General features: G+C 65.5%; 13 protein-coding genes. 6 read left to right on the top strand and 7 right to left on the bottom strand.

Annotated features, from left to right (window positions below):
• Window position 1: 1 nt before the first annotated feature.
• Both aqpZ (ACL58G_RS10140) and aqpZ (ACL58G_RS10135) read left to right on the top strand, forming a co-directional pair.
• The gene (gene aqpZ, locus ACL58G_RS10140) at window positions 2-730 is read left to right on the top strand and encodes an aquaporin Z (RefSeq protein WP_440966641.1); all 729 of its coding nucleotides are present in this window, start codon (window positions 2-4) and stop codon (window positions 728-730) included.
• Window positions 731-864: 134 nt separating this feature from the next.
• Entirely contained in the window at window positions 865-1,611 is a 747-nt protein-coding gene (gene aqpZ, locus ACL58G_RS10135; protein ID WP_440966639.1) for an aquaporin Z, read from the top strand.
• On the opposite strand, the gene ACL58G_RS10130 is transcribed toward aqpZ (ACL58G_RS10135), so the two are convergent.
• The 3 genes from ACL58G_RS10130 to ACL58G_RS10120 form a co-directional block, all read right to left on the bottom strand.
• Window positions 1,612-2,934, bottom strand: a complete 1,323-nt coding sequence (locus tag ACL58G_RS10130) for an amidohydrolase family protein (RefSeq protein WP_440966637.1) — start codon at window positions 2,932-2,934, stop codon at window positions 1,612-1,614.
• A gap of 86 nt (window positions 2,935-3,020) precedes the next feature.
• Window positions 3,021-3,668: a CCXG family PEP-CTERM protein gene (locus ACL58G_RS10125; RefSeq protein WP_440966636.1), complete on the bottom strand. Its 648-nt coding sequence runs from the start codon at window positions 3,666-3,668 to the stop codon at window positions 3,021-3,023.
• Window positions 3,669-3,843: 175 nt separating this feature from the next.
• Entirely contained in the window at window positions 3,844-4,722 is an 879-nt protein-coding gene (locus ACL58G_RS10120; RefSeq protein WP_440966634.1) for an NAD(P)-dependent oxidoreductase, read from the bottom strand.
• A 352-nt stretch (window positions 4,723-5,074) separates the two neighbouring features.
• Here ACL58G_RS10120 and ACL58G_RS10115 point away from each other — a divergent pair, with 352 nt between their 5' ends.
• Window positions 5,075-7,492 carry an alginate lyase family protein gene (locus ACL58G_RS10115; RefSeq protein WP_413382937.1) on the top strand — a complete coding sequence of 806 codons (2,418 nt, stop codon included), beginning with the start codon at window positions 5,075-5,077 and terminating at the stop codon, window positions 7,490-7,492.
• Between the two features lie 118 nt (window positions 7,493-7,610).
• The gene (locus tag ACL58G_RS10110) at window positions 7,611-8,057 is read left to right on the top strand and encodes a potassium channel family protein (RefSeq protein ID WP_440966632.1); all 447 of its coding nucleotides are present in this window, start codon (window positions 7,611-7,613) and stop codon (window positions 8,055-8,057) included.
• 87 nt (window positions 8,058-8,144) lie between these two features.
• Here ACL58G_RS10110 and ACL58G_RS10105 read toward each other — a convergent pair whose 3' ends face one another.
• Window positions 8,145-9,794 (bottom strand): tetratricopeptide repeat protein, encoded by a 1,650-nt coding sequence (locus ACL58G_RS10105; RefSeq protein ID WP_440966631.1) that lies wholly within the window; start codon window positions 9,792-9,794, stop codon window positions 8,145-8,147.
• Window positions 9,795-10,267: 473 nt separating this feature from the next.
• Here ACL58G_RS10105 and ACL58G_RS10100 point away from each other — a divergent pair, with 473 nt between their 5' ends.
• Window positions 10,268-12,646: an alginate lyase family protein gene (locus ACL58G_RS10100; RefSeq protein WP_413382931.1), complete on the top strand. Its 2,379-nt coding sequence runs from the start codon at window positions 10,268-10,270 to the stop codon at window positions 12,644-12,646.
• A 234-nt stretch (window positions 12,647-12,880) separates the two neighbouring features.
• Window positions 12,881-13,918, top strand: coding sequence for a S41 family peptidase (locus tag ACL58G_RS10095; protein WP_413382929.1), 1,038 nt, complete (start codon window positions 12,881-12,883; stop codon window positions 13,916-13,918).
• A gap of 50 nt (window positions 13,919-13,968) precedes the next feature.
• Here the strand turns inward: ACL58G_RS10095 and lpdA are convergent, their stop codons facing one another.
• The 3 genes from lpdA to aceE form a co-directional block, all read right to left on the bottom strand.
• Window positions 13,969-15,786: a dihydrolipoyl dehydrogenase gene (gene lpdA / locus ACL58G_RS10090; protein ID WP_413382927.1), complete on the bottom strand. Its 1,818-nt coding sequence runs from the start codon at window positions 15,784-15,786 to the stop codon at window positions 13,969-13,971.
• Between the two features lie 9 nt (window positions 15,787-15,795).
• Window positions 15,796-17,121 carry a dihydrolipoyllysine-residue acetyltransferase gene (gene aceF, locus ACL58G_RS10085; RefSeq protein WP_413382925.1) on the bottom strand — a complete coding sequence of 442 codons (1,326 nt, stop codon included), beginning with the start codon at window positions 17,119-17,121 and terminating at the stop codon, window positions 15,796-15,798.
• Window positions 17,122-17,261: 140 nt separating this feature from the next.
• A complete protein-coding gene (gene aceE / locus ACL58G_RS10080) occupies window positions 17,262-19,958 on the bottom strand; it encodes a pyruvate dehydrogenase (acetyl-transferring), homodimeric type (protein ID WP_413382923.1) in 2,697 nt (898 codons plus the stop codon).
• Window positions 19,959-19,974 lie beyond the last annotated feature (16 nt).

Genomic DNA, 19,974 nt, shown 5'->3' with positions numbered 1-19,974 from the left:
CATGTTTCGTAAATGTTTCGCCGAATTCCTCGGCACGTTCTGGCTCGTGCTGGGCGGCTGCGGCAGCGCCGTGCTGGCCGCCAAATTCGCCGACGTCGGCATCGGCCTCGCGGGCGTCTCACTCGCCTTCGGCCTGACCGTGCTGACCGGCGCCTATGCGTTCGGCCCCGTCTCGGGCGGCCATTTCAATCCGGCCGTCACGGTCGGCCTGTGGGCGGGCGGCCGCTTCCCGGCGCGCAATATCGTTCCGTACGTCGTCGTGCAGGTGTGCGGCGCGATCGCGGCAGCAGCAGTGCTGTATGCGATCGCGAGCGGCAAGCCGGGCTTCGACCTCGCGGGCGGCTTTGCCTCGAACGGCTATGGCGAACACTCGCCGGGCGGCTATTCGCTCGGCGCGGCCCTCGTCACGGAACTCGTGATGACGTTCATGTTCGTGCTGATCATCCTCGGCGCGACGCATACCCGTGCACCCGTGGGCTTTGCCGGTCTCGCGATCGGGCTGGCGCTGACGCTCATCCACCTGATCAGCATCCCCGTCACCAACACGTCCGTCAACCCGGCCCGCAGCACGGGCCAGGCGCTGTTCGTCGGCGGCTGGGCGGTCGCGCAACTGTGGCTGTTCTGGCTCGCGCCGCTGGTGGGCGGCGTGCTGGCCGGCGCGGTGTACCGCATCCTGCTCGAACGCGACGAAACCGAGCCGGCGGTGGAAGGACGTCCGGTCCGCACCTGAACGCCGGACGCACACGGCGCACAGGCGGGCTGCTGCACGATTTTTCTGGCGGCCCGCCGCGCGGCACCTAGAATGGTGAAAGCGTCACGCCCCGCGGGCGCGGTGACGTGGCGCCCTCATCTCGGGAGGTTGCCATGTATCGTAAATGTCTCGCCGAATTCATCGGCACATTCTGGCTCGTGCTGGGCGGCTGCGGCAGCGCCGTGCTGGCCGCCACATTCCCTGACGTCGGCATCGGCTTCACCGGCGTCGCGCTTGCCTTCGGGCTTACCGTGCTGACAGGCGCCTACGCGCTCGGTCCGGTCTCCGGCGGCCACTTCAATCCGGCCGTGACCGTCGGTCTCTGGGCGGGCGGCCGCTTCCCCGCCCGCCAGATCGGCCCGTACATCCTCGTGCAGGTGGCCGGGGCAATCGCAGCGGCGGCCGTCCTGTACGCCATCGCGAGCGGCAAGCCGGGCTTCGATGCGGCGGCCGGCTTCGCCGCCAACGGCTATGGCGCGCACTCGCCCGGCAACTACTCGCTGGGGTCGGCGCTGATCACCGAAGTGGTCATGACGTTCATGTTCGTACTGATCATTCTCGGCGCGACGCACACGCGGGCGCCGGTCGGGTTTGCCGGCCTCGCGATCGGGCTGGCGCTGACGCTGATCCACCTGATCAGCATCCCCGTGACCAACACGTCCGTCAATCCTGCCCGCAGCACGGGGCCCGCGCTGTTCGCCGGCACCTGGGCGCTCGCGCAGTTGTGGCTGTTCTGGCTCGCGCCGCTGCTGGGCGGTGCATTGGCCGGCATGTTGTACCGCGCCGTGCTGGAACGCGAGGTGTCCGAGCCTGCGGTGGAGGGCCAGCCGGACGTAGGCCTGCGGCCGGCCCACCGCTGATCAGCGTGCGGCGTTCCTGCGTACGACGATCCCATCCTTCATCACGAACACCGGCCGCTCGGTGACCGTGATGTCGGCGATGGGATTGCCGGGAACGGCCACCACGTCCGCCAGCTTGCCCGCTTCCAGCGTGCCGACGCGCTCAAACGTGCCCAGCAGGCGAGCCGCGTTGGCGGTACCGGCCAGCAGCGACTGTGCGGGCGTCAGCCCGTTCTCGACCATGTAGCGGAATTCGCGCGCATTCGTGCCGTGCGCGCCGACGCCGGCGTCCGTCCCGAGCGCGATCGGCACGCCGATCTGCACGGCGTGGCGGAACGTCTGGCGCAGGTGCGCCGCGGCGGCGCGGCCCTTTTCCGCGATCACGGGCGGGAAAGTGGCGATCTTTTCCTCGACGTGCGCGATGGCGGAAATCGTCGGCACGAGATAGACGTTTTTCGCCTTCATCGCGCGCAGCGTGTCGTCCTCGATGAAGCTGCCGTGCTCGATCGAATCGACGCCGGCCGCCACCGCCATCTTCGCCGCCTTGTCGCCATGCGCATGCGCCGCGACCTTGCGGCCCCACGCGTGCGACTCGCCGATCACGGCATTCATTTCGTCCTGCGACAGCTCCGGTGCATCGACGGGATCCGACAGCGACAGCACGCCGCCCGACGGCATGAACTTGATGACGTTGGCGCCGTACTTGATCTGGTAGCGCACCGCGGCGCGACACTCTTCCGGCCCGTTGCACACGCCCTGCAGCGGCCCGGCCAGCGGCAGTTTATGCGGCGGAATCGGGTCCTGGTCCGCATGGCCGCCGGTGGAGCCGACCGCATAGTTCGACACGAGCATGCGCGGCCCCGGCACCTTGCCCGCGTCGATGGCGTTGCGCAGGCCAAGCGCGACCCAGTCCGTCGAGCCGACGTCGCGTACGGACGTGAAACCCGCCTCGAGCGTGATGCGCGCGTAATAGGCGCCGTACAGCGCCTGCTCCGCCGGGAAGCGCATCATGTTGTCGAAGAAGTCGCCGTACCAGTTGTCGCTGCCCTGGCCGGACAGGTGCACGTGGGCGTCGATGAAGCCCGGCAGCAGGGTCGCGTCGCCCAGGTCGATGACCTCGGCGCCGACCGGCACGTCCGCCTTGTCGGCTTGTGCGATGCGGACGATCCTGTTACCGACGATGGTCAGCTGGGGATGCTCGACGAGCTTGCCGCTGGCGCCGTCGAACATGCGCGCGGCGCGCAGGACGACGGTGTGTGAGGTCGCCGGTGCGGCGTCGGCCGCGCAGGCGTTAATGGCCAGGAGGGAGAGGACGGCGGTGAGGATGCGGGTTGGTATTGTCATTGTGGGCAGCTCATCGGTAGGAAAGCGCCGATGTTACGCCCAGGGACTCCCATTAACAACGTGATCGCATGCCGCACCGCGGCATATCACGCCTGCTTGCGGCGGCGACGAATGAAGGCGATGGCGCCGGCACCCAGGCCGAACGTCGCGATGCCGGCCGGTTCCGGCACGGCGTTCAGCTGGTCGGTGCTGGCGAACGTGGCGTAGGCGGCGGCATTCGCAGCCTTGAACTGGGCCTGCATGGCGCCGTCGCAGCAGTCTTCGATGCCGTAGATCTTCAGGACGTGGTTGCCCGCCGCAAGATTGAGCGCGCCCTGCAGGCTGCCGTTCGCCGCGCCGTAGGTGTTGGCCCACCACATGTCGTGCGTGTTGTAGCCGAGGGCGACGCCGTCGACGAACAGGGCGCCGCCGAAGCCGAAATCGACGCCGGTGCGGAAGTTCCACGTGCCGGCCTGCGCCGCGGTGACGCCGAAATCGATCGTGGACTCGAAGGCGTAATTGCTGATCCCGCCGAAGTAATCCTTGACCGCCAGGTTGTCGTACACTGCGACGGACTTGCTGCCCTTGTACGCGGCGGGATTGGCAATGGCGGCATCCACGGCCAGCTTGTATGCAGCCGCGTTTGCCTGTGCCGCGGGCGACGTGGTCGCCACCTGTACGGTAATGACGCTGGCGTTGGCATTGAGGGCGAAGCTGGCAAGCAGGGCAAGGGCGAGTCGGGAGCGCGCGTTCATCGCAGATTTCCTTAATTTGTTTAACTTAGATCAATATATCATTCCAAAAAGAACTTTGTCATTACAAAAAGGAATCTTTGTTGTTTATTTATTACTTAGCGTCAATACGACGCAACACGACCGGCCTTCTTCCATGACGCCACGCTGCCAATCGGTTGCCGCGAACTTTTTGTGATCAGTTCAATCCGCCCCGCCGCGCCGCGTGCTTGCCCAGCGCCGCCAGATCGAGATCGGCATCGCCCTGCGCGACGGCATCCTGCAAGGTCGACTTCAACGTCTCGCCGAATGCCAGCGGCAAGCCCCTGCCCTGCCCCGCCTCCAGCGCGAGGCGCACATCCTTCAGGCCCAGCGACAGTTTGAAGCCGGCCGGCGAATAGCGCTCCCCGGCGATCATTCCGCCATAGCCCTTGTACACGGGCGAGCCGGCGAACAGCGTGCTGGTGACGAGGTCGATGAAATCCGCGGCCGGCACGCCGTGGGCACGCGCCAGCGCGGCGCCCTCGCCCGTCGCTTCGATCGCGCAGGCGAGCATCAGGTTGCACGCGAGCTTGATCGCATTCGCCTGTTCCGGCTCGCTGCCGAAGCGCCACGTCTTTTGTCCCATCAGGTCGAACAGGGGCTGCACGCGCGCGATCAATTCGTCGCTGCCGCCGGCGAGGATGTTCAGCTTGCCCGCTGCCGCGACGTCCACGCGGCCCAGCACCGGCGCGGCGACATAGCCGACGCCGCGCTCGACGTGCAGCGCCGCCATCTCGCGCGCGAACGCGACGGAGACGGTGGACATGTTGACGTGGATGCTGCCGGGCGCCATCGCGGCCAGCACGCCGCCGTCCAGCAGCACGGCGCGCGTCGCGTCGTCGTCCGCGAGCATGGTGAAGACGACGTCGGCGATGCCGCACTCGGCGGGCGTCGCGGCCGGCTTCGCGCCTAGCGCCGCCAGCGCCTGCACGGGTGCGGGGCTGCGGTTCCAGACGTGGACGGGCTGGCCGGACTTCAGCAGGTTGGCCGCCATGTGGTGGCCCATGCTGCCCAGGCCGATGAATGCGATGCTCATGCGTGTTCCTTATTCGAGTGTCTGCCCGCTATGGGCCAAACCGATATTAAACCAGCATGAGGCTGACGACGTCGCAACACGCGCGTTCAACAGAACAATCTCCACGCCCGTTTATGTTATCGTTAACCTTTATAACTCTATATACATATCGACCATAACTAGCCCATCTAGATGTTGTTGCTCAATCAATATCTCGCAGTCTTGCGAGACCACGGGCAAGGCGACGGGGACGCCCGGTACGCCCTTGAACGTGACAGTCCCGGCGCACGATGTCGCGAGGCTGAGGTGTCGCCGGTTAATGATGTTCACTCATGAAGGGGTACCGATGAAAATCAGTTCTGGAGAAGAGTTTATGGGCATCCGACACATCCTCGCGACACTGTTCCTGGCAAGCACCGCCGCGCTGCCGGGTCATGGCGCGGCGCAGGTCATCGGTTTCACGCATCCGGGCGCGCCGCTCACCGTGTCCGATCTCGCGACGCTCAAGTCCTACGTCGACCAGGGCAGGCAGCCATGGAAGTCCGGCTATGACCAATTGAAGGCCGATGGCAAATCGCAGTCCACCTACGTCATGGCGGGTCCGTTCGCGACCGTGAGCCGCAGCCCCGACGTAAATCTCTGGCCATGGCGTAACGACATGATCGCTGTCTGGAATCTGTCGCGGATGTGGTATTTCACCGGCAACGACGCCTACGCGAAGAAAGCGCACGATATCCTGATCGCGTGGGCGACCAACCAGACGGCGTTCTCGGGCGGCGAGTCGATGCTCGACCTGGGCGACTACGCTTACAGGTTCGTGGGCGGCGCGGACATCCTGCGCGGCACCTGGTCGGGCTGGACGGCCAGCGACACGGCCACGGTCAAGGCATATTTCGCCAATGTCCTGATTCCGGCGTCGAACCCTTACGGCGAAAACATGTTCGGCGCCGCCAACAAGGGCGCGCTGGCCCTGAACGCGCTCGGATTGATGGCCATCTTCAATGACGACACCGCGTTGCTGAACCAGGTCGTTGCCCAGACGCGCACCCTCGCCCACATCGGCCTGCGCAGTTCCAACGACATCGGCATGCTCGGCGATTCCCTGCGCGACCAGGGGCACGCCCATGGCCAGCTGTTGTCGCTGTCCATGCTCGCCGAAGCGCTGTGGAAACAGGGCATCGACGTCTATGCCGATCTCGACGAGCGCCTGCTGGCGGCAGGCGAATATTTCGCACGGGTGAACGAGCTCGCGCCGACGCCGTTCCTCCCGTTCGGCACCACCGACGCCTACTACATCGCCGACAACACGAACCGCGGATGGGGCGGCGGGAACATCGCGCTCAATGTGATCCATGGCGCCTACGCGGTCCGCAAGGGCAGGCCTGCCCCCTACATCGCGCAGCGGCGCCTGTGGATGCCGGTGGACAGCACCAGCTTCATGTTCATGAAGGAGGTCGACACCTCGACGGCCGCGCCCGCGCCGGCGCTCGCCATTCCCGCGACGGCCTCGATCACTTCGGGCTTGAATGATATCGATATCGGAAACAGCACCCCGGCCGGCACGTCCTCGTACGCCAACGGTAAATGGACCGTGGTGGGCGCAGGCGCCGACAGCTGGGGCACGGCCGATGGCGGCCACTTCGCCTACAAGGCCCTCACCGGCGACGGCGCGATCATCGCGAAAGTCGAGACGATCCAGAACACCAGCCCGTACGCCAAGGCGGGCGTGATGATGCGCACCGGCCTGGCCCAGGGAGCGCCGCGCGCCACGATGCTCGTGACGAACCAGGTCAAGGTCGAACAGAACATGCCGAACCTCTCTGTTTACGGCGGCACGAACTATGGCAACAAGGCCCTGCCCATCGCGAACACCGTGCCCTCTTACTGGGTGAAGCTCGAGCGCATCGGCAACATGATCACCGGCTACGTGTCGCCCGACGGCACCAACTGGGCCGCCACCGACGTCGGCCGCATCGACGGCACGCTGCCCGCCACGATCTATGCCGGCCTGGCGGTCGTCTCGCATGCCAACGGCACGCTGAACACCTCCACCTTCAGCAACGTCCAGGTCACGGGCGGGAATGGTGGCGCGCCGGCCGTCATCCCGGCCGCGCCCGCCACGCTGCTGGCCGAACCCGGCGACGGGGCCGTTCCGCTGCGCTGGCAACAGTCCTTCGGTGCCACCAGTTACACGGTCAAGCGCGCCACGTTCAGCGGCGGCCCCTACACGACCATCGCATCGGGCGTCACGGACGGCAGCTACACGGATAATTCGGTGAGCAACGGCATGACCTACTACTACACCGTCACGGCGGCCAACAGCGCCGGCACGAGCGCCAATTCTCCCGAGGACAGCGTCACGCCGGTGCATCCGCTGACGAACGTGGCCACCGGCGGCAGTGCCACCGACGGCGCCAACAACGCGGCCAACGCCGGACTGGCCTTCGACCGGAACTCGGCGACGAAATGGCTCTACGGGGCCCCGACCGGGTGGCTGAAGTACGACCTGGGCCACACGGAGACAGTCCTGCGCTACACCGTCATCAGCGCCAGCGACATGGCCCCGCGCGATCCGAAGGACTGGCAGTTCCAGGGCTCCAACGACGGCGTCGGCTGGACGACGCTCGACGCGCAAAGCAACCAGGTGTTCGCCAACCGTCTCCAGCCGAAAAGCTACCCGGTCGCGGGGGGAGGCGCGTATCGCTGGTACCGGCTCAACATCACGGCCAATAATGGCGATACCGCCTCGACGGCGCTGTCGGAGCTCGGGCTGTTTGCGGCGAAGCCGTGAGACGCGGCAGGCGTCCTGCTTAAAGAAGACCGGGACGCGCAGTCCCGGTCTTTTCATCGCGTAGCGCCGACCTTTGCTATGCTCCCTTGCATCGAACATCGTCCCGGAAAGTCCGAGCATGGGCATCGCCATCACCGCCTGCGCGTTCCTGCTGATCGCCACGACCGTGATCCACTATGAGGTGCTGCGCCTGATGACGGCCGCGCTGCCCGCATTGCGCATCCCGCCGCGCATGCGGCTCGTGTTCGTGATCGTCGGCGCGTTCGGCGCGCACTTCATCGAAATCCTGCTGTACGGGCTCGCCTACTACCTGCTGGCGACGCGCTTCGGCGTCGGCCACATGGGCGCCCCCGGCCCGCTGCCGTTCACGCGCTGCCTGTATTTTTCGGCCGAGACCTACACGACGCTGGGCTACGGCGACGTGCTGCCGCACGGCGACCTGCGCCTGCTGGCGGGCATGCAGGCGCTGAACGGGATGCTGCTGATCGGGTGGACGGCGTCGTACACCTATTTGTCGATGGAGCGGTTGTGGGATGACACCGGGCGTCGCCGGCCAAAGCATTGATTCTGCAAATCAACGGCATCATGGGCGAGTCGCAAGACGACAAGCATAAAGACTGTCGTGCCGCCGGGGTGATGCGCTGTTACACACTTAGCGGCGATCGTGCATCCACGACAGGGCGCCGGGCACCGCCGTCCGCTCGCCGCGCATCGCCACCAGTAGTTCATCCCGCGGCACGCCCTTCTCCAGTCTGGCGAGCCAGCGCGTGGCCCACGCGGCGTTTTCCGGATCCCACTTGTTGCGCGCCAGCGTATTGAACACCTGGTACGCGCCGGCGGCATCGCCCAGCCATGCATGGGCCAGCGCGGCCGCGCGCGCGAACGCGACGACGTCGTGCCCGTGGCGCCATGCGTCGATCGCCCTGCCGATCTCCTTGTCGGCCGGCGCCGTGTCCATGAGCGCGATGCGGAACAGCGCATACGACACGTCGGGCGCTTCCGGCGCCAGCAGGGCGGCTTCGGTCAGGCTCGCGCGCGCCGCCGCCAGCTGGTCCTGCCTGTCGGGGCCAGCGCGGTCCGCCAGCTTCGCATGAGCGAGGCCCAGCAGATACTGCGGCTCGGGGTCGTACGGATCGTTCCCGACGGCGCGCGTCAGGTAGGCGATGGCATCGAGCGGATCGCCCCATTCGACCTGGGCACGGGCGAGCGTGATCTGGGCGAAATCGACGGCGGGCGCCTGCGCCGCCTTCTGCTGCACGCGCGCCAGCAAGGTCTTGCCGGCGGCGGGCGCGGGACACGTCTTCAGCGCGGCGTTGTCGAGCACGAACCCGGCCTCGATGCGGCTCAGGCGGGTGAATTCGATATGGGCCCGGGGCAGGTCGGGCACCTCGACCTGCAGGATTTTCATGGACGCCTGGCGGTAACGCCACATCGCGACGTCGAGCTCTTGTCCCGACAAGCCGAAGACGTCGGCAAACGCGTCGGCGGAATCGCTGCCTTCGTTGACCCGTTCGAGATACTTACCCATCTTATTGCGGTTCTCCTCGGACGACAGCATGTAGTGCACGAGGTTGAACGAGCGGGCGAGAAATTCCCATTGCCGGTAATACCCGTTCGTGCCGACCTTGAACATCCCGGGCACCGTTCGGTCGTGCAGGACGTCGTCGAACCGCAGCCGCCTGGTCCGGCCCTCGTCGATCTCCTGTAGCAGGTTGTAGGAGGTGCCCGCATCGCGGCCGACCAGCATCTGGTCGTCGGTGAAGCGCATGCCGCCGAAATACGCATCGAAGCCGGTAAGGAACCATGCGGGCGCGCGGATGCGGGTATGGCGGTACAGGAACGTGTCCGCGTACACGACGAAGTTCGTCATCAGCGTGTAATCGTCTTCCGGACGAAGCAGCGACGCATTGTCCAGCTTCCAGCTCTTCGCCTGGCCGAACGTGAACGCGAGCGTCCCGGATGCGCAGCGGCTGGTCAGGCTGGTGGTGGAGCCGTCGACCGCGCCGATCTCCGGCGGCAGGTCCGGCCGGCCCTGGAAGTACAGCCTGAACTTGGGCAGCGTCTCCCGACCATCCAGGAACGGCGTCAGGTACAGCCGCAGCACGTAGTCGAGCCGCTCCAGATTGTTGACCAGTTCGATGACGTCATCCGGGTCGTCGTTCGAATACACGATCAGGTGCTGGCTCTCGATCCGGAACCATGCCGACGGATCGCGCACACCCTTGACGACGACCGTGGACGGATCGTGCCTGCCCCTGACGACAACCTTCGCGGGCTCGCTCCCGGAGGCATGCGCAGGCATGAGCGCGATTGCCGCGAGCAAGGAAACGACGTGTTTGCAGTTGGCCATGCGCGTCTTTCTTTTTTGAGTGGGGACGGACAGCGACAACCAACATAGCAGATGGCCGGCCGGTAGAAATGCGCACATTCCCACGACAAGACACACGACTGCAAGATGAACTGCATGCCAGTCGGCGTTAATGTTAAATTAATGCCACATTCATCCATATACATACGTAAACCTATTGCCGTACGGCAATATGACTGCGATAATTTAATAGTTTGACGCTCGAACAAAACACCTCGCCTCGCCTCGCGGCGAGGCTGCGGGCAAGGCGACGGGGACGCCCGGTATGCCCTTGAACGTGACATTGTCGGGGCGCGCCATCGGCGCGCCGTTTGGATGTTCATTAATGAAGGCTACCGATGAAAAAAAACTCCAGGATGTTTGCTCGAACCAGTCTGACCGCTGCGCTGCTCATGTTGAGCACCGCCATGCTCCCGGGTGACGGCGTGGCGCAGGTCACCGGTTTCACGCACCCGGGCACGCCCCTCACCGCCGCCGATCTCATGACGCTCAAGTCATACGTCGCCCAAGGCAGGCAGCCGTGGAAGTCCGCCTACGACCAGCTGGCGAACGACGGCAAGGCCAGGCTCACCTACGTCATGGCGGGTCCGTACGCGACCGTGAGCCGCGCCCCCGACGTGAATCTCTGGCCATGGCGCAACGACATGGTCGCGATCTGGAACCTGTCGCGGATGTGGTATTTCACCGGCAACAAGGACTACGCGAAGAAGGCACACGACATCCTGATGCAGTGGGCGACCGTCCAGACCGGGTTCGCGGGCCGCGAATCGATGCTCGACCTGGGCGATTATGCCTACATGTTCGTGGGCGGCGCGGATATCCTGCGCGGCACCTGGCCGGACTGGACGGAGGCCGACACGGCCACGGTCAAGGCATATTTCGCCAATGTCCTGATTCCGGCATCGAATCCGTATGGCGAGAACATGTTCGGCGCCGCCAACAAGGGCGCGCTGGCCCTGAACGCGCTCGGTCTGATGGCCATCTTCAACGACGACACCGAGCTCCTGGACCGGGTCGTCGCCCAGACCCGCACGCTCGCCCACATCGGCCTGCGCAGTTCCAACGACATCGGCATGCTCGGCGACTCCCTGCGCGACCAGGGGCATGCCCACGGACAGCTGAAATCGCTGGTCATGCTCGCCGAGGCGCTGTGGAAGCAAGGCATCGACGTCTATTCCGATTTCGACAACCGCCTGCTGGCGGCCGGCGAATATTTCGCGCGGGTGAACGAGCTCGAGCCCACCCCCTTCCTCCCGTTCGGCACCACCGACGCCTACTACACCGCCGACAACACGAACCGCGGGTGGAACGGCTGGGGAGGCGGGAACATCGTGCTCAACCAGATTTACAACGCCTACGTCAACCGCAAGGGCATGCAGGCACCGTTCATCGCGCAGCGGCGCCAGTGGATGCCGGTGGACAGCGGCAGCTTCGTGTTCCTGAAGGACGTCGACACGTCGACGGCGACGCCCCCGCCGGCGTTGTCCATTCCCGCCACCAGCTCGATCACCTCGGGCTTTGCCGACGCGGACATCGGGGGGGCCGCCCCGGCCGGCTCGGCCACCTACGCCGACGGCAAATGGACCGTGAAAGGGGGAGGCGCCGAGATCTGGGGCGGGAACGATAGCTGCCACTTCGCGTACCAGGCGCTCACCGGAGACGGCGCCATCATCGCGAAAGTGGAGTCGCTCCAGAACACCAGCCCGTCCGCGAAAGCCGGCGTCATGATGCGCACGAGCCTTGCGAAGGGTGCGCCGCGCGCCTGGATGGCCATTACCAACCGGATCCAGGCCGAACAGAACATGCAGAATCTCGCTGTTTACGGCGGCAATAACTACGGAAACAAGGTGCTCCCCATTGCAAGCTCCACCGCCTCTTACTGGGTGAAGCTCGAGCGCATCGGCAACATGATCACGGGTTACTTGTCTCCCGACGGGACCAACTGGGCCGCCACCGACGTCGGCCGCATCGACGGCCCGCTGCCGGACACGATCTATGCCGGCCTGGTGGTCGCCTCGGTTGCCAACGGCACGCTGAATACCTCCACCTTCAGCAACGTGCAAATCACGGGCGGCGACGGCGGCGCGCCCGCCGCCATTCCCCAAGCGCCCGCCACGCTGCTGGCCGAGCCGGGCGACGGCGCCGTCCCGCTGCGCTGGCAGCAGTCGTCCGGCGCCACCGGCTACGCGGTGCTGCGCGCCACGTCCAGCGGCGGCCCCTACACGACCATCGCGGCCAACGTCACGGGCGGCAGCTACATCGACACGTCGGTGACCAACGGCACGACCTACTACTACACCGTCACGGCGACGAACGCGGCCGGCACGAGCGCCAATTCTCCGGAGGACAGCGTCACGCCCGTGCATCCGCTGGCGAACGTCGCCACCGGGGGCACGCCCAACGACAGTGCGAACAACCCGGGCAACGCGAAGTACGTCTTCGACCAGAACTCGGGGTCGTACTGGTTCTACAAGGGCGTGATGGGTTGGCTGCAGTATGACCTCGGCCACACGGAGACGGTCCAGCGCTACACGGTCATCAGCTCCACCGACCTGGTGCCGCGCGATCCGAAGGACTGGCAGTTCCAGGGTTCCAACGACGGCGTGAACTGGACGACGCTCGACACGCAGAGCGGGCAGGCGTTCGCCTCCCGCATCCAGCAGAAGAGCTACACGATCGCGAGCCCGGGCGCCTATCGCTGGTACCGGCTCAACATCACTTCCAATAACGGCGACAGCACCTTTACGACGCTGTCCGAAATCGGACTGTACGCGGCCAAGCCGTAACGATTCGACCGGCGTAAAAAAACCGGGGCACGCGTGCCCCGGTTTTTCATGGCTTCACGAACTTGAGCGTCATGCGGTCGCTTTCGCCGATCGCCCGGTAGTGCAAGTCAATATGCAGGCTGATTACTTGTCAAAGATATTACCATTCTGTTGTAGTTTTTATGCTACTCTGATTTCGCTTTATTGCTGATACCGTGAATAAATCGTTTCCTACTCCCTGCCAAAGGAAAAATGATGAAAAAGAGATGGATCGTCGTACCGTGCTTCCTGCTGCTGACCACGCTCGGCGCCCATGCCGCCACGCCCGAGCCGCCGCCCAAGGTTGCCGTCGACAGGGCGATGCGCGTGCAAGCGATCGATGCGCTCGTGGCAAAGCTGAACGATCACTACGTCTTTCCCGACAAGGCCAGGCAGGTCGGGACGGTCCTGCAGCAGCGCCAGCGCGAGGGCAAGTACGATGGGATCACGGATGGCGAACAACTGGCAAAACAGCTCACGGCCGACCTTGCCGAGGTCCTTCATGACAAGCATTTGTTCGTGGGATTCGACCCTGGGCTGGTGCCGCCCGACCGTGAAGTCGGGCCGCGCCCCACGACGCTGGCCGAGTGGGAGCGGATCGCGCCCCCTGATGTGCGCCAGCGTATCCTCGCGTCCAGCCTCGGCGTGGAAAAAGTCGATCGCCTGAGCCCCAGGATCGGCTACCTCGACCTTTCCGGCTTCCCGCCGCCTTTCCTCGTGGCCCCAAGATATGCGGCTGCGATGGACAAGCTCGCCGATACCGATGGTCTGATCATCGACCTGCGCAACAACCACGGCGGCACACCGGACGGGGTGGCTCTACTGGTCAGCTATTTCGTCGACGAGCGTACGCGCCTCAACGACATCTGGGACCGCGATACCGGGGTCGCCACGCAGCATTGGTCGGTCGATCAGCTGGACGGCAAGCGCTATGGCGGCAAGAAGCCGGTCCTGATCCTGACGGGTCCCGGCACGATGTCGGCCGGCGAAGACTTCGCCTACACGATGCAGGCGCTGAAACGCGCCACGCTGATCGGCGAACGGACCTGGGGCGGCGCCCACCCGACACGTCCCTTCCGCCTCGGCGACCATTTTTTCGCCGCGATACCCAGTGCGCGCACCATCAGTCCCATTACCCACACCAACTGGGAAGGCGTGGGCGTCGCACCGGATGTCGCGGCGACGCCGGACAACGCGCTTGCCGTGGCAAAGGACATGCTGCAACGCCGGCTTGACGGAACAAATCGACCGTAAAAAAACCGGGGCACACGGCCCCGGTTCCTTTACGACGTACAACGCTTACATCAACGCTTGCGCGGCGGCGGCAGGTCGGTGCAGACGCCTTCGTAGGCCTCCGCCGCCATGCCGATCGACTCGCCGAGGGTCGGGTGCGGATGGATCGTCTTGCCGATGTCCACGCCGTCCGCGCCCATCTCGATGGCCAGCGCGACTTCGCCGATCATGTCGCCGGCGCTCGTGCCGACGATCGTGCCGCCGATGATGCGGTGAGTCTCGGCGTCGAACAGCAGCTTCGTGAAGCCTTCCGAGCGGCCGTTGGCGACGGCGCGGCCCGATGCGGCCCACGGGAAGTGGCCCTTCTCGACCTTGATGCCCTTGGCTTTCGCTTCGTCTTCCGTCAGGCCGACCCATGCCACTTCCGGATCGGTGTACGCGACCGACGGGATCACCTTCGCATCGAAGTAGGCCTTCTCGCCGTGCGCGGCTTCCGCGGCGACGTGGGCTTCATGCACGGCCTTGTGTGCCAGCATCGGCTGGCCCACCAGGTCGCCGATGGCGAAGATGTGCGGGACGTTCGTGCGCATCTGGCCGTCGACCGGGATGAAGCCGCGGTCGGTGACCGCCACACCGGCCGCTTCCGCGCCGATCTTCTTGCCGTTCGGGCTGCGGCCCACGGCCACCAGCACGAGGTCGTAGACCTGCGCTTCCGGTGCCGGCTGGCCCGCCTCGGCGGCTTCGAACGTGACCTTGATCCCTTCCGGCAGCGCTTCCACGCCGACGGTCTTGGTCTTCAACATGATGTTGTCGAAGCGGGATGCGTTGAACTTCTGCCAGACCTTGACGGCCTCGCGGTCCGCACCCTGCATCAGGCCATCCATCATCTCGACGACGTCGATGCGCGCACCCAGCGTCGAGTACACGGTCGCCATTTCCAGGCCGATGATGCCGCCGCCGATGACGAGCATGCGCTTCGGCACCTGGCGCAGTTCCAGCGCGCCGGTGGAGTCGACGATGCGCGGATCTTCCGGCACGAACGGCAGTTTTACCACAGCCGAACCGGCCGCGATGATCGCCTTCTGGAACGCGACGACCTTCTTCGCGCCGTCGGCAGCCGTCACTTCGATGTGGTTCGGGCTCAGGAATTTACCCACGCCCTGGACGACGTTGACCTTGCGCGCCTTGGCCATGCCGGCCAGGCCGCCCGTCATCGTCTTGATGACTTTGTCCTTGTACGCGCGCAGCTTGTCGATGTCGACGTCCGGCTTGGCGAACGACACGCCGAGATCGGCCATGTGCGCCGTCTCGTCCATGATGTGCGCCACGTGCAGCAGCGCCTTGGACGGGATGCAGCCCACGTTCAGGCACACGCCGCCCAGCGTCGCGTACTTCTCGACGAGGACGGTGTTCATGCCCAGGTCGGCCGAGCGGAAGGCGGCCGAGTAGCCGCCGGGGCCGGCGCCCAGCACCATCATCTCGCATTCGACGTCGACCGGGCCGGTGTAGCTGGCCGCGTTCGGAATGGGGGCTGCCGGTGCCGACGGGGTCGGGTGGGCTGGAGCATACGAATCGGCCGGCTTGTTGGCCGGTGCCTGCTCGGCCGCGGCGGGTGCCGGGGCTGCGGCGGGTGCAGCAGCTGCGCCCGCGCCGGCATCGTCGACGGTCAGCAGCAGCGAGCCTTCGCTCACCTTGTCGCCGACCTTGACCTTCAGTTCCTGCACGACGCCGGCGTGGGTCGACGGGATCTCCATGCTGGCCTTGTCCGATTCGACAGTGACCAGCGACTGGTCGACCTTGATGGTGTCGCCGGGCTTGACCATCAGCTCGATGATTTCGACTTCCTTGAAATCGCCGATATTCGGGACTTTGACTTCAACGGTGCTCATGGGCTCTCCTTACAGCAGCGTCTTGCGCAGGTCGGCCAGGACGTCGGCCAGGTAGGTCGTGAAGCGGGCGCCGGCGGCGCCGTCGATCACGCGGTGATCGAACGACAGCGACAGCGGCAGCATCAGGCGCGGCTGGAAAGCTTTGCCATCCCACACCGGCTTCATCGAGGACTTGGACAGGCCCAGGATCGCGACTTCCGGCGCGTTGATGATCGGGGTGAACGCGGTACCGCCCAGGCCACCCAGCGACGAGATCGTGAAGGTCGCGCCCTGCATGTTCGCCGGCGACAGCTTGCCTTCGCGCGCCTGTGCGGACAGCTCGCCCATCTCGGTGGCGATCTGCGACACGGACTTCTTGTCGGCGTCCTTGATGACCGGGACGACGAGGCCGTTCGGCGTGTCGGCCGCGAAGCCGATGTTGTAGTACTTCTTGAGGATCAGCTGGCCGTTGGCTTCGTCCAGCGACGCGTTAAAGTTCGGGAACTTCTTCAGCGCGGCGACGGAGGCCTTGATCACGAACGCCAGCATGGTCAGCTTGACCGGCGACTTGGCCTTGGCATACGCGGCATTCGATTCGACGCGCAGGTCTTCCAGGTCGGTGACGTCGGCTTCTTCGAACTGCGTCACGTGCGGGATCATGACCCAGTTGCGGTGCAGGTTCGGGCCGGAGATCTTCTTGATGCGCGACAGCGGCTGCGCTTCGGTCTCGCCGAACTTGGAGAAGTCCAGCGACGGCCACGGCAGCAGGTTCAGGCCTGCGCCACCGCCGGCTGCGGCCGGCGCGGCCGTCGGGCCTGCGGCCAGTGCCGACTTGACGAAGCCCTGCACGTCTTCCTGGGTGATGCGGCCCTTCGGACCGGAACCCTTCACCTTGTTCAGGTCGACGCCCAGTTCGCGCGCAAACTTGCGCACGGACGGCGAGGCGTGGGCCGAGGCGAAGCTCGCGGCAGGCGCGGCGGAGGCGGCGGCCGGTGCGGCGGCCGGTGCCGGTGCCGGCGCGGCGGCAGGTGCCGGAGCCGGAGCCGGTGCGGCGGCAGCAGGCGCCGGTGCCGGTGCGGCGGCAGGTGCCGGGGCCGGAGCAGCTTCCGCGCCGCCCGCGGCTTCCTCGAGCAGCAGCACGAGCGAACCTTCGCCGACCTTGTCGCCGACCTTGACCTTCATCTCCTTCACGACGCCCGCATGGCTCGACGGGATCTCCATGCTGGCCTTGTCCGATTCGACCGTGATCAACGACTGGTCGACCTTGATCGTGTCGCCCGGCTTGACCATCAGCTCGATGATTTCGACTTCCTTGAAGTCACCGATGTCGGGGACTTTGACTTCCACAATGCTCATAGTGTGTTAGCTCCGTATTCTTATCGTTAGCTCATCCGTCGCCCCTGCGAAGGCAGGGGCCCAATTTCGTGGCGGACCATCGGAAATTGGGTCCCCGCCTGCGCGGGGACGACGTACTTTAGCGCGTACGCGCCAGAGCATTACTGGGTCACAGGATTCGGCTTGTTCGGATCGATGCCGTACTTGGCGATCGCGTCCGCCACCACCTTCGCGTCGATCTTGCCTTCTTCGGCCAGCGACTTCAGCGCGGCAACCGTGATGTAGTAACGGTTCACCTCGAAGAACTCGCGCAGCTTGGCGCGGCTGTCCGAGCGGCCGAAGCCGTCGGTGCCCAGGACCTTGTACGTGCGGCCGCTCGGGATGTACGCGCGGATCTGCTCGGCGAACAGGCGCATGTAGTCGGTCGTCGCGACGATCGGGCCTTCGGAACCCTGCAGCAGCTGGGTCACGTACGGCACGCGCGGCGCATCGAGCGGGTGCGTAAGGTTCCAGCGGTCGGCGTCCTGGCCGTCGCGGGCCAGCAGCGTCAGCGACGGGCACGACCACACGTCGGCGGCGACGCCCCAGTCGTTCTTCAGCAGCTCGGCGGCGAACACGGACTCGCGCAGGATGGTGCCGGAGCCCATCAGCTGCACGCGCTGCTTGGCGTCTTTATCGCCTTCCTGCAGCAGGTACATGCCCTTGATGATGCCCTCTTCCGTACCCGGCTTCAGGCCCGGCTGCTCGTAGTTCTCGTTCATGATGGTGATGTAGTAGAACACATCCTCCTGCTTCTCCACCATGCGGTGCAGGCCGTTCTGGATGATCACCGCCACTTCGTGCGCGTAGGTCGGGTCGTACGGGACGCAGGTCGGGATGGTCGCCGCGAAGATGTGGCTGTGACCATCTTCGTGCTGCAGGCCCTCGCCGTTCAGCGTCGTGCGGCCGGCCGTACCGGCCATCAGGAAGCCGCGGGCACGGATGTCGCCGGCCAGCCAGGCCAGGTCGCCCACACGCTGCAGGCCGAACATCGAGTAGTACGTGTAGAACGGGATCATCACGCGGTTGTTCGTCGAGTACGACGTCGCCGCGGCGATCCACGAGCACATGCCGCCCGCTTCGTTGATACCCTCTTGCAGGATCTGGCCCGCCTTGTCTTCGCGGTAGTACATCACCTGGTCCTTGTCGACCGGCTCGTACAACTGGCCCTGCTGGTTGAAGATACCGATCTGGCGGAACAGGCCTTCCATGCCGAACGTACGCGATTCGTCGACGAGGATCGGGACGATGCGCTGGCCGATGGCCGGGTCCTTCAGCAGCGCGGTCAGCGTACGCACATAGGCTTGCGTCGTCGAGATCTCGCGGCCGGCGGCGGTTGGGTCGGTGACGGCCTTGAAGCTCGACAGCGGCGGGACCGGCAGCTTCTCGTCGGCCTGCTGGCGGCGCTGCGGCAGGTAGCCGCCGAGGGCCTTGCGGCGCTCGTGCAGGTATTTCATTTCAGGCGCGTCGTCGGACGGCTTGAAGAACGGGATGTCGGCCAGCTTGTCGTCCGGGATCGGGATGGCGAAGCGGTCGCGCATTTCGCGAATGGCTTCGTCGTCCAGTTTCTTGGTCTGGTGCGCCGTGTTGCGCGCCTCGCCCGACTTGCCCATGCCGAAGCCCTTGACGGTCTTCACGAGCAGCACGGTCGGGGTGCCCTTGTTTTCCTGGGCGTTCTTGAAGGCCGCGTAGATCTTGTGCGGATCGTGGCCGCCGCGGGTCAGGCGCCAGATGTCGTCGTCGGTCATGTTCGCGACCATCTTCAGCAGCTCGGGGTGCTTGCCGAAGAAGTGCTTGCGCACGTACGCGCCGTCTTTCGCCTTGTAGTTCTGGTATTCGCCGTCGACGGTTTCCATCATCACGCGCTGCAGGATGCCGTCCTTGTCCTTGGCCAGCAGGGCGTCCCAGCCCGGGCCCCAGATGACCTTGACGACGTTCCAGCCGGCGCCGCGGAAGTCCGCTTCCAGTTCCTGGATGATCTTGCCGTTGCCGCGCACCGGGCCGTCCAGGCGCTGCAGGTTGCAGTTGACGACCATGACCAGGTTGTCCAGCTTTTCGCGCGCGGCCATGCCGATCGCGCCCATCGATTCCGGCTCGTCCATCTCGCCGTCGCCGCAGAAGACCCAGACCTTGCGGTTGTCGGTCTTGGCGATGCCGCGGGCTTCCAGGTACTTCAGGAAGCGTGCCTGGTAGATCGCCATGATCGGGCCCAGGCCCATCGACACGGTCGGGAACTGCCAGAAGTCCGGCATCAGTTTCGGGTGCGGGTACGACGACAGGCCCTTGCCGTCGACTTCCTGGCGGAAGTTCAGCAGTTGCTCTTCGGAGAGGCGGCCTTCCAGGAAGGCGCGGGCGTAGATGCCCGGCGACGAGTGGCCCTGGATGTACAGCAGGTCGCCGCCGTGGTCTTCGGTCTCGGCGTGCCAGAAGTGGTTGAAGCCGATGCCCAGCATGTTGGCCAGCGAGGCGAACGACGAGATGTGGCCACCGAGGTCGCCGTCGAGGCGGTTGGCCTTGACGACCATCGCCATGGCGTTCCAGCGCATCCACGAGCGCAGGCGCTCTTCGTATTCCAGGTTGCCGGGGCAGTGCGCTTCCAGGTGGGCCGGAATCGTGTTCACGTAGGCGGTGTTGCTCGAGAACGGAACGTGGGCGCCGCGGCGGCGCGCCAGATCGACCAGGCGCTCCAGCAGGTAGTGCGCGCGATCGGTACCTTCGAATTCGATGACCGCTTCAAGCGCGTCGAGCCATTCCTTGGTCTCGAGCGTATCCGGGTCGTTGGCGGCTTGTGCCGTCAACTGGTCGAGTTGAGCTGACATTTGCTACGTCTCCTTG

It is taken from the genome of Massilia sp. GER05, assembly GCF_052056005.1.
Lineage (GTDB): Bacteria > Pseudomonadota > Gammaproteobacteria > Burkholderiales > Burkholderiaceae_D > Telluria > Telluria orientalis.
The sequence above is the reverse complement of the archived record's forward strand: the minus strand, read 5'-3'. Positions and strand labels throughout refer to the sequence as shown.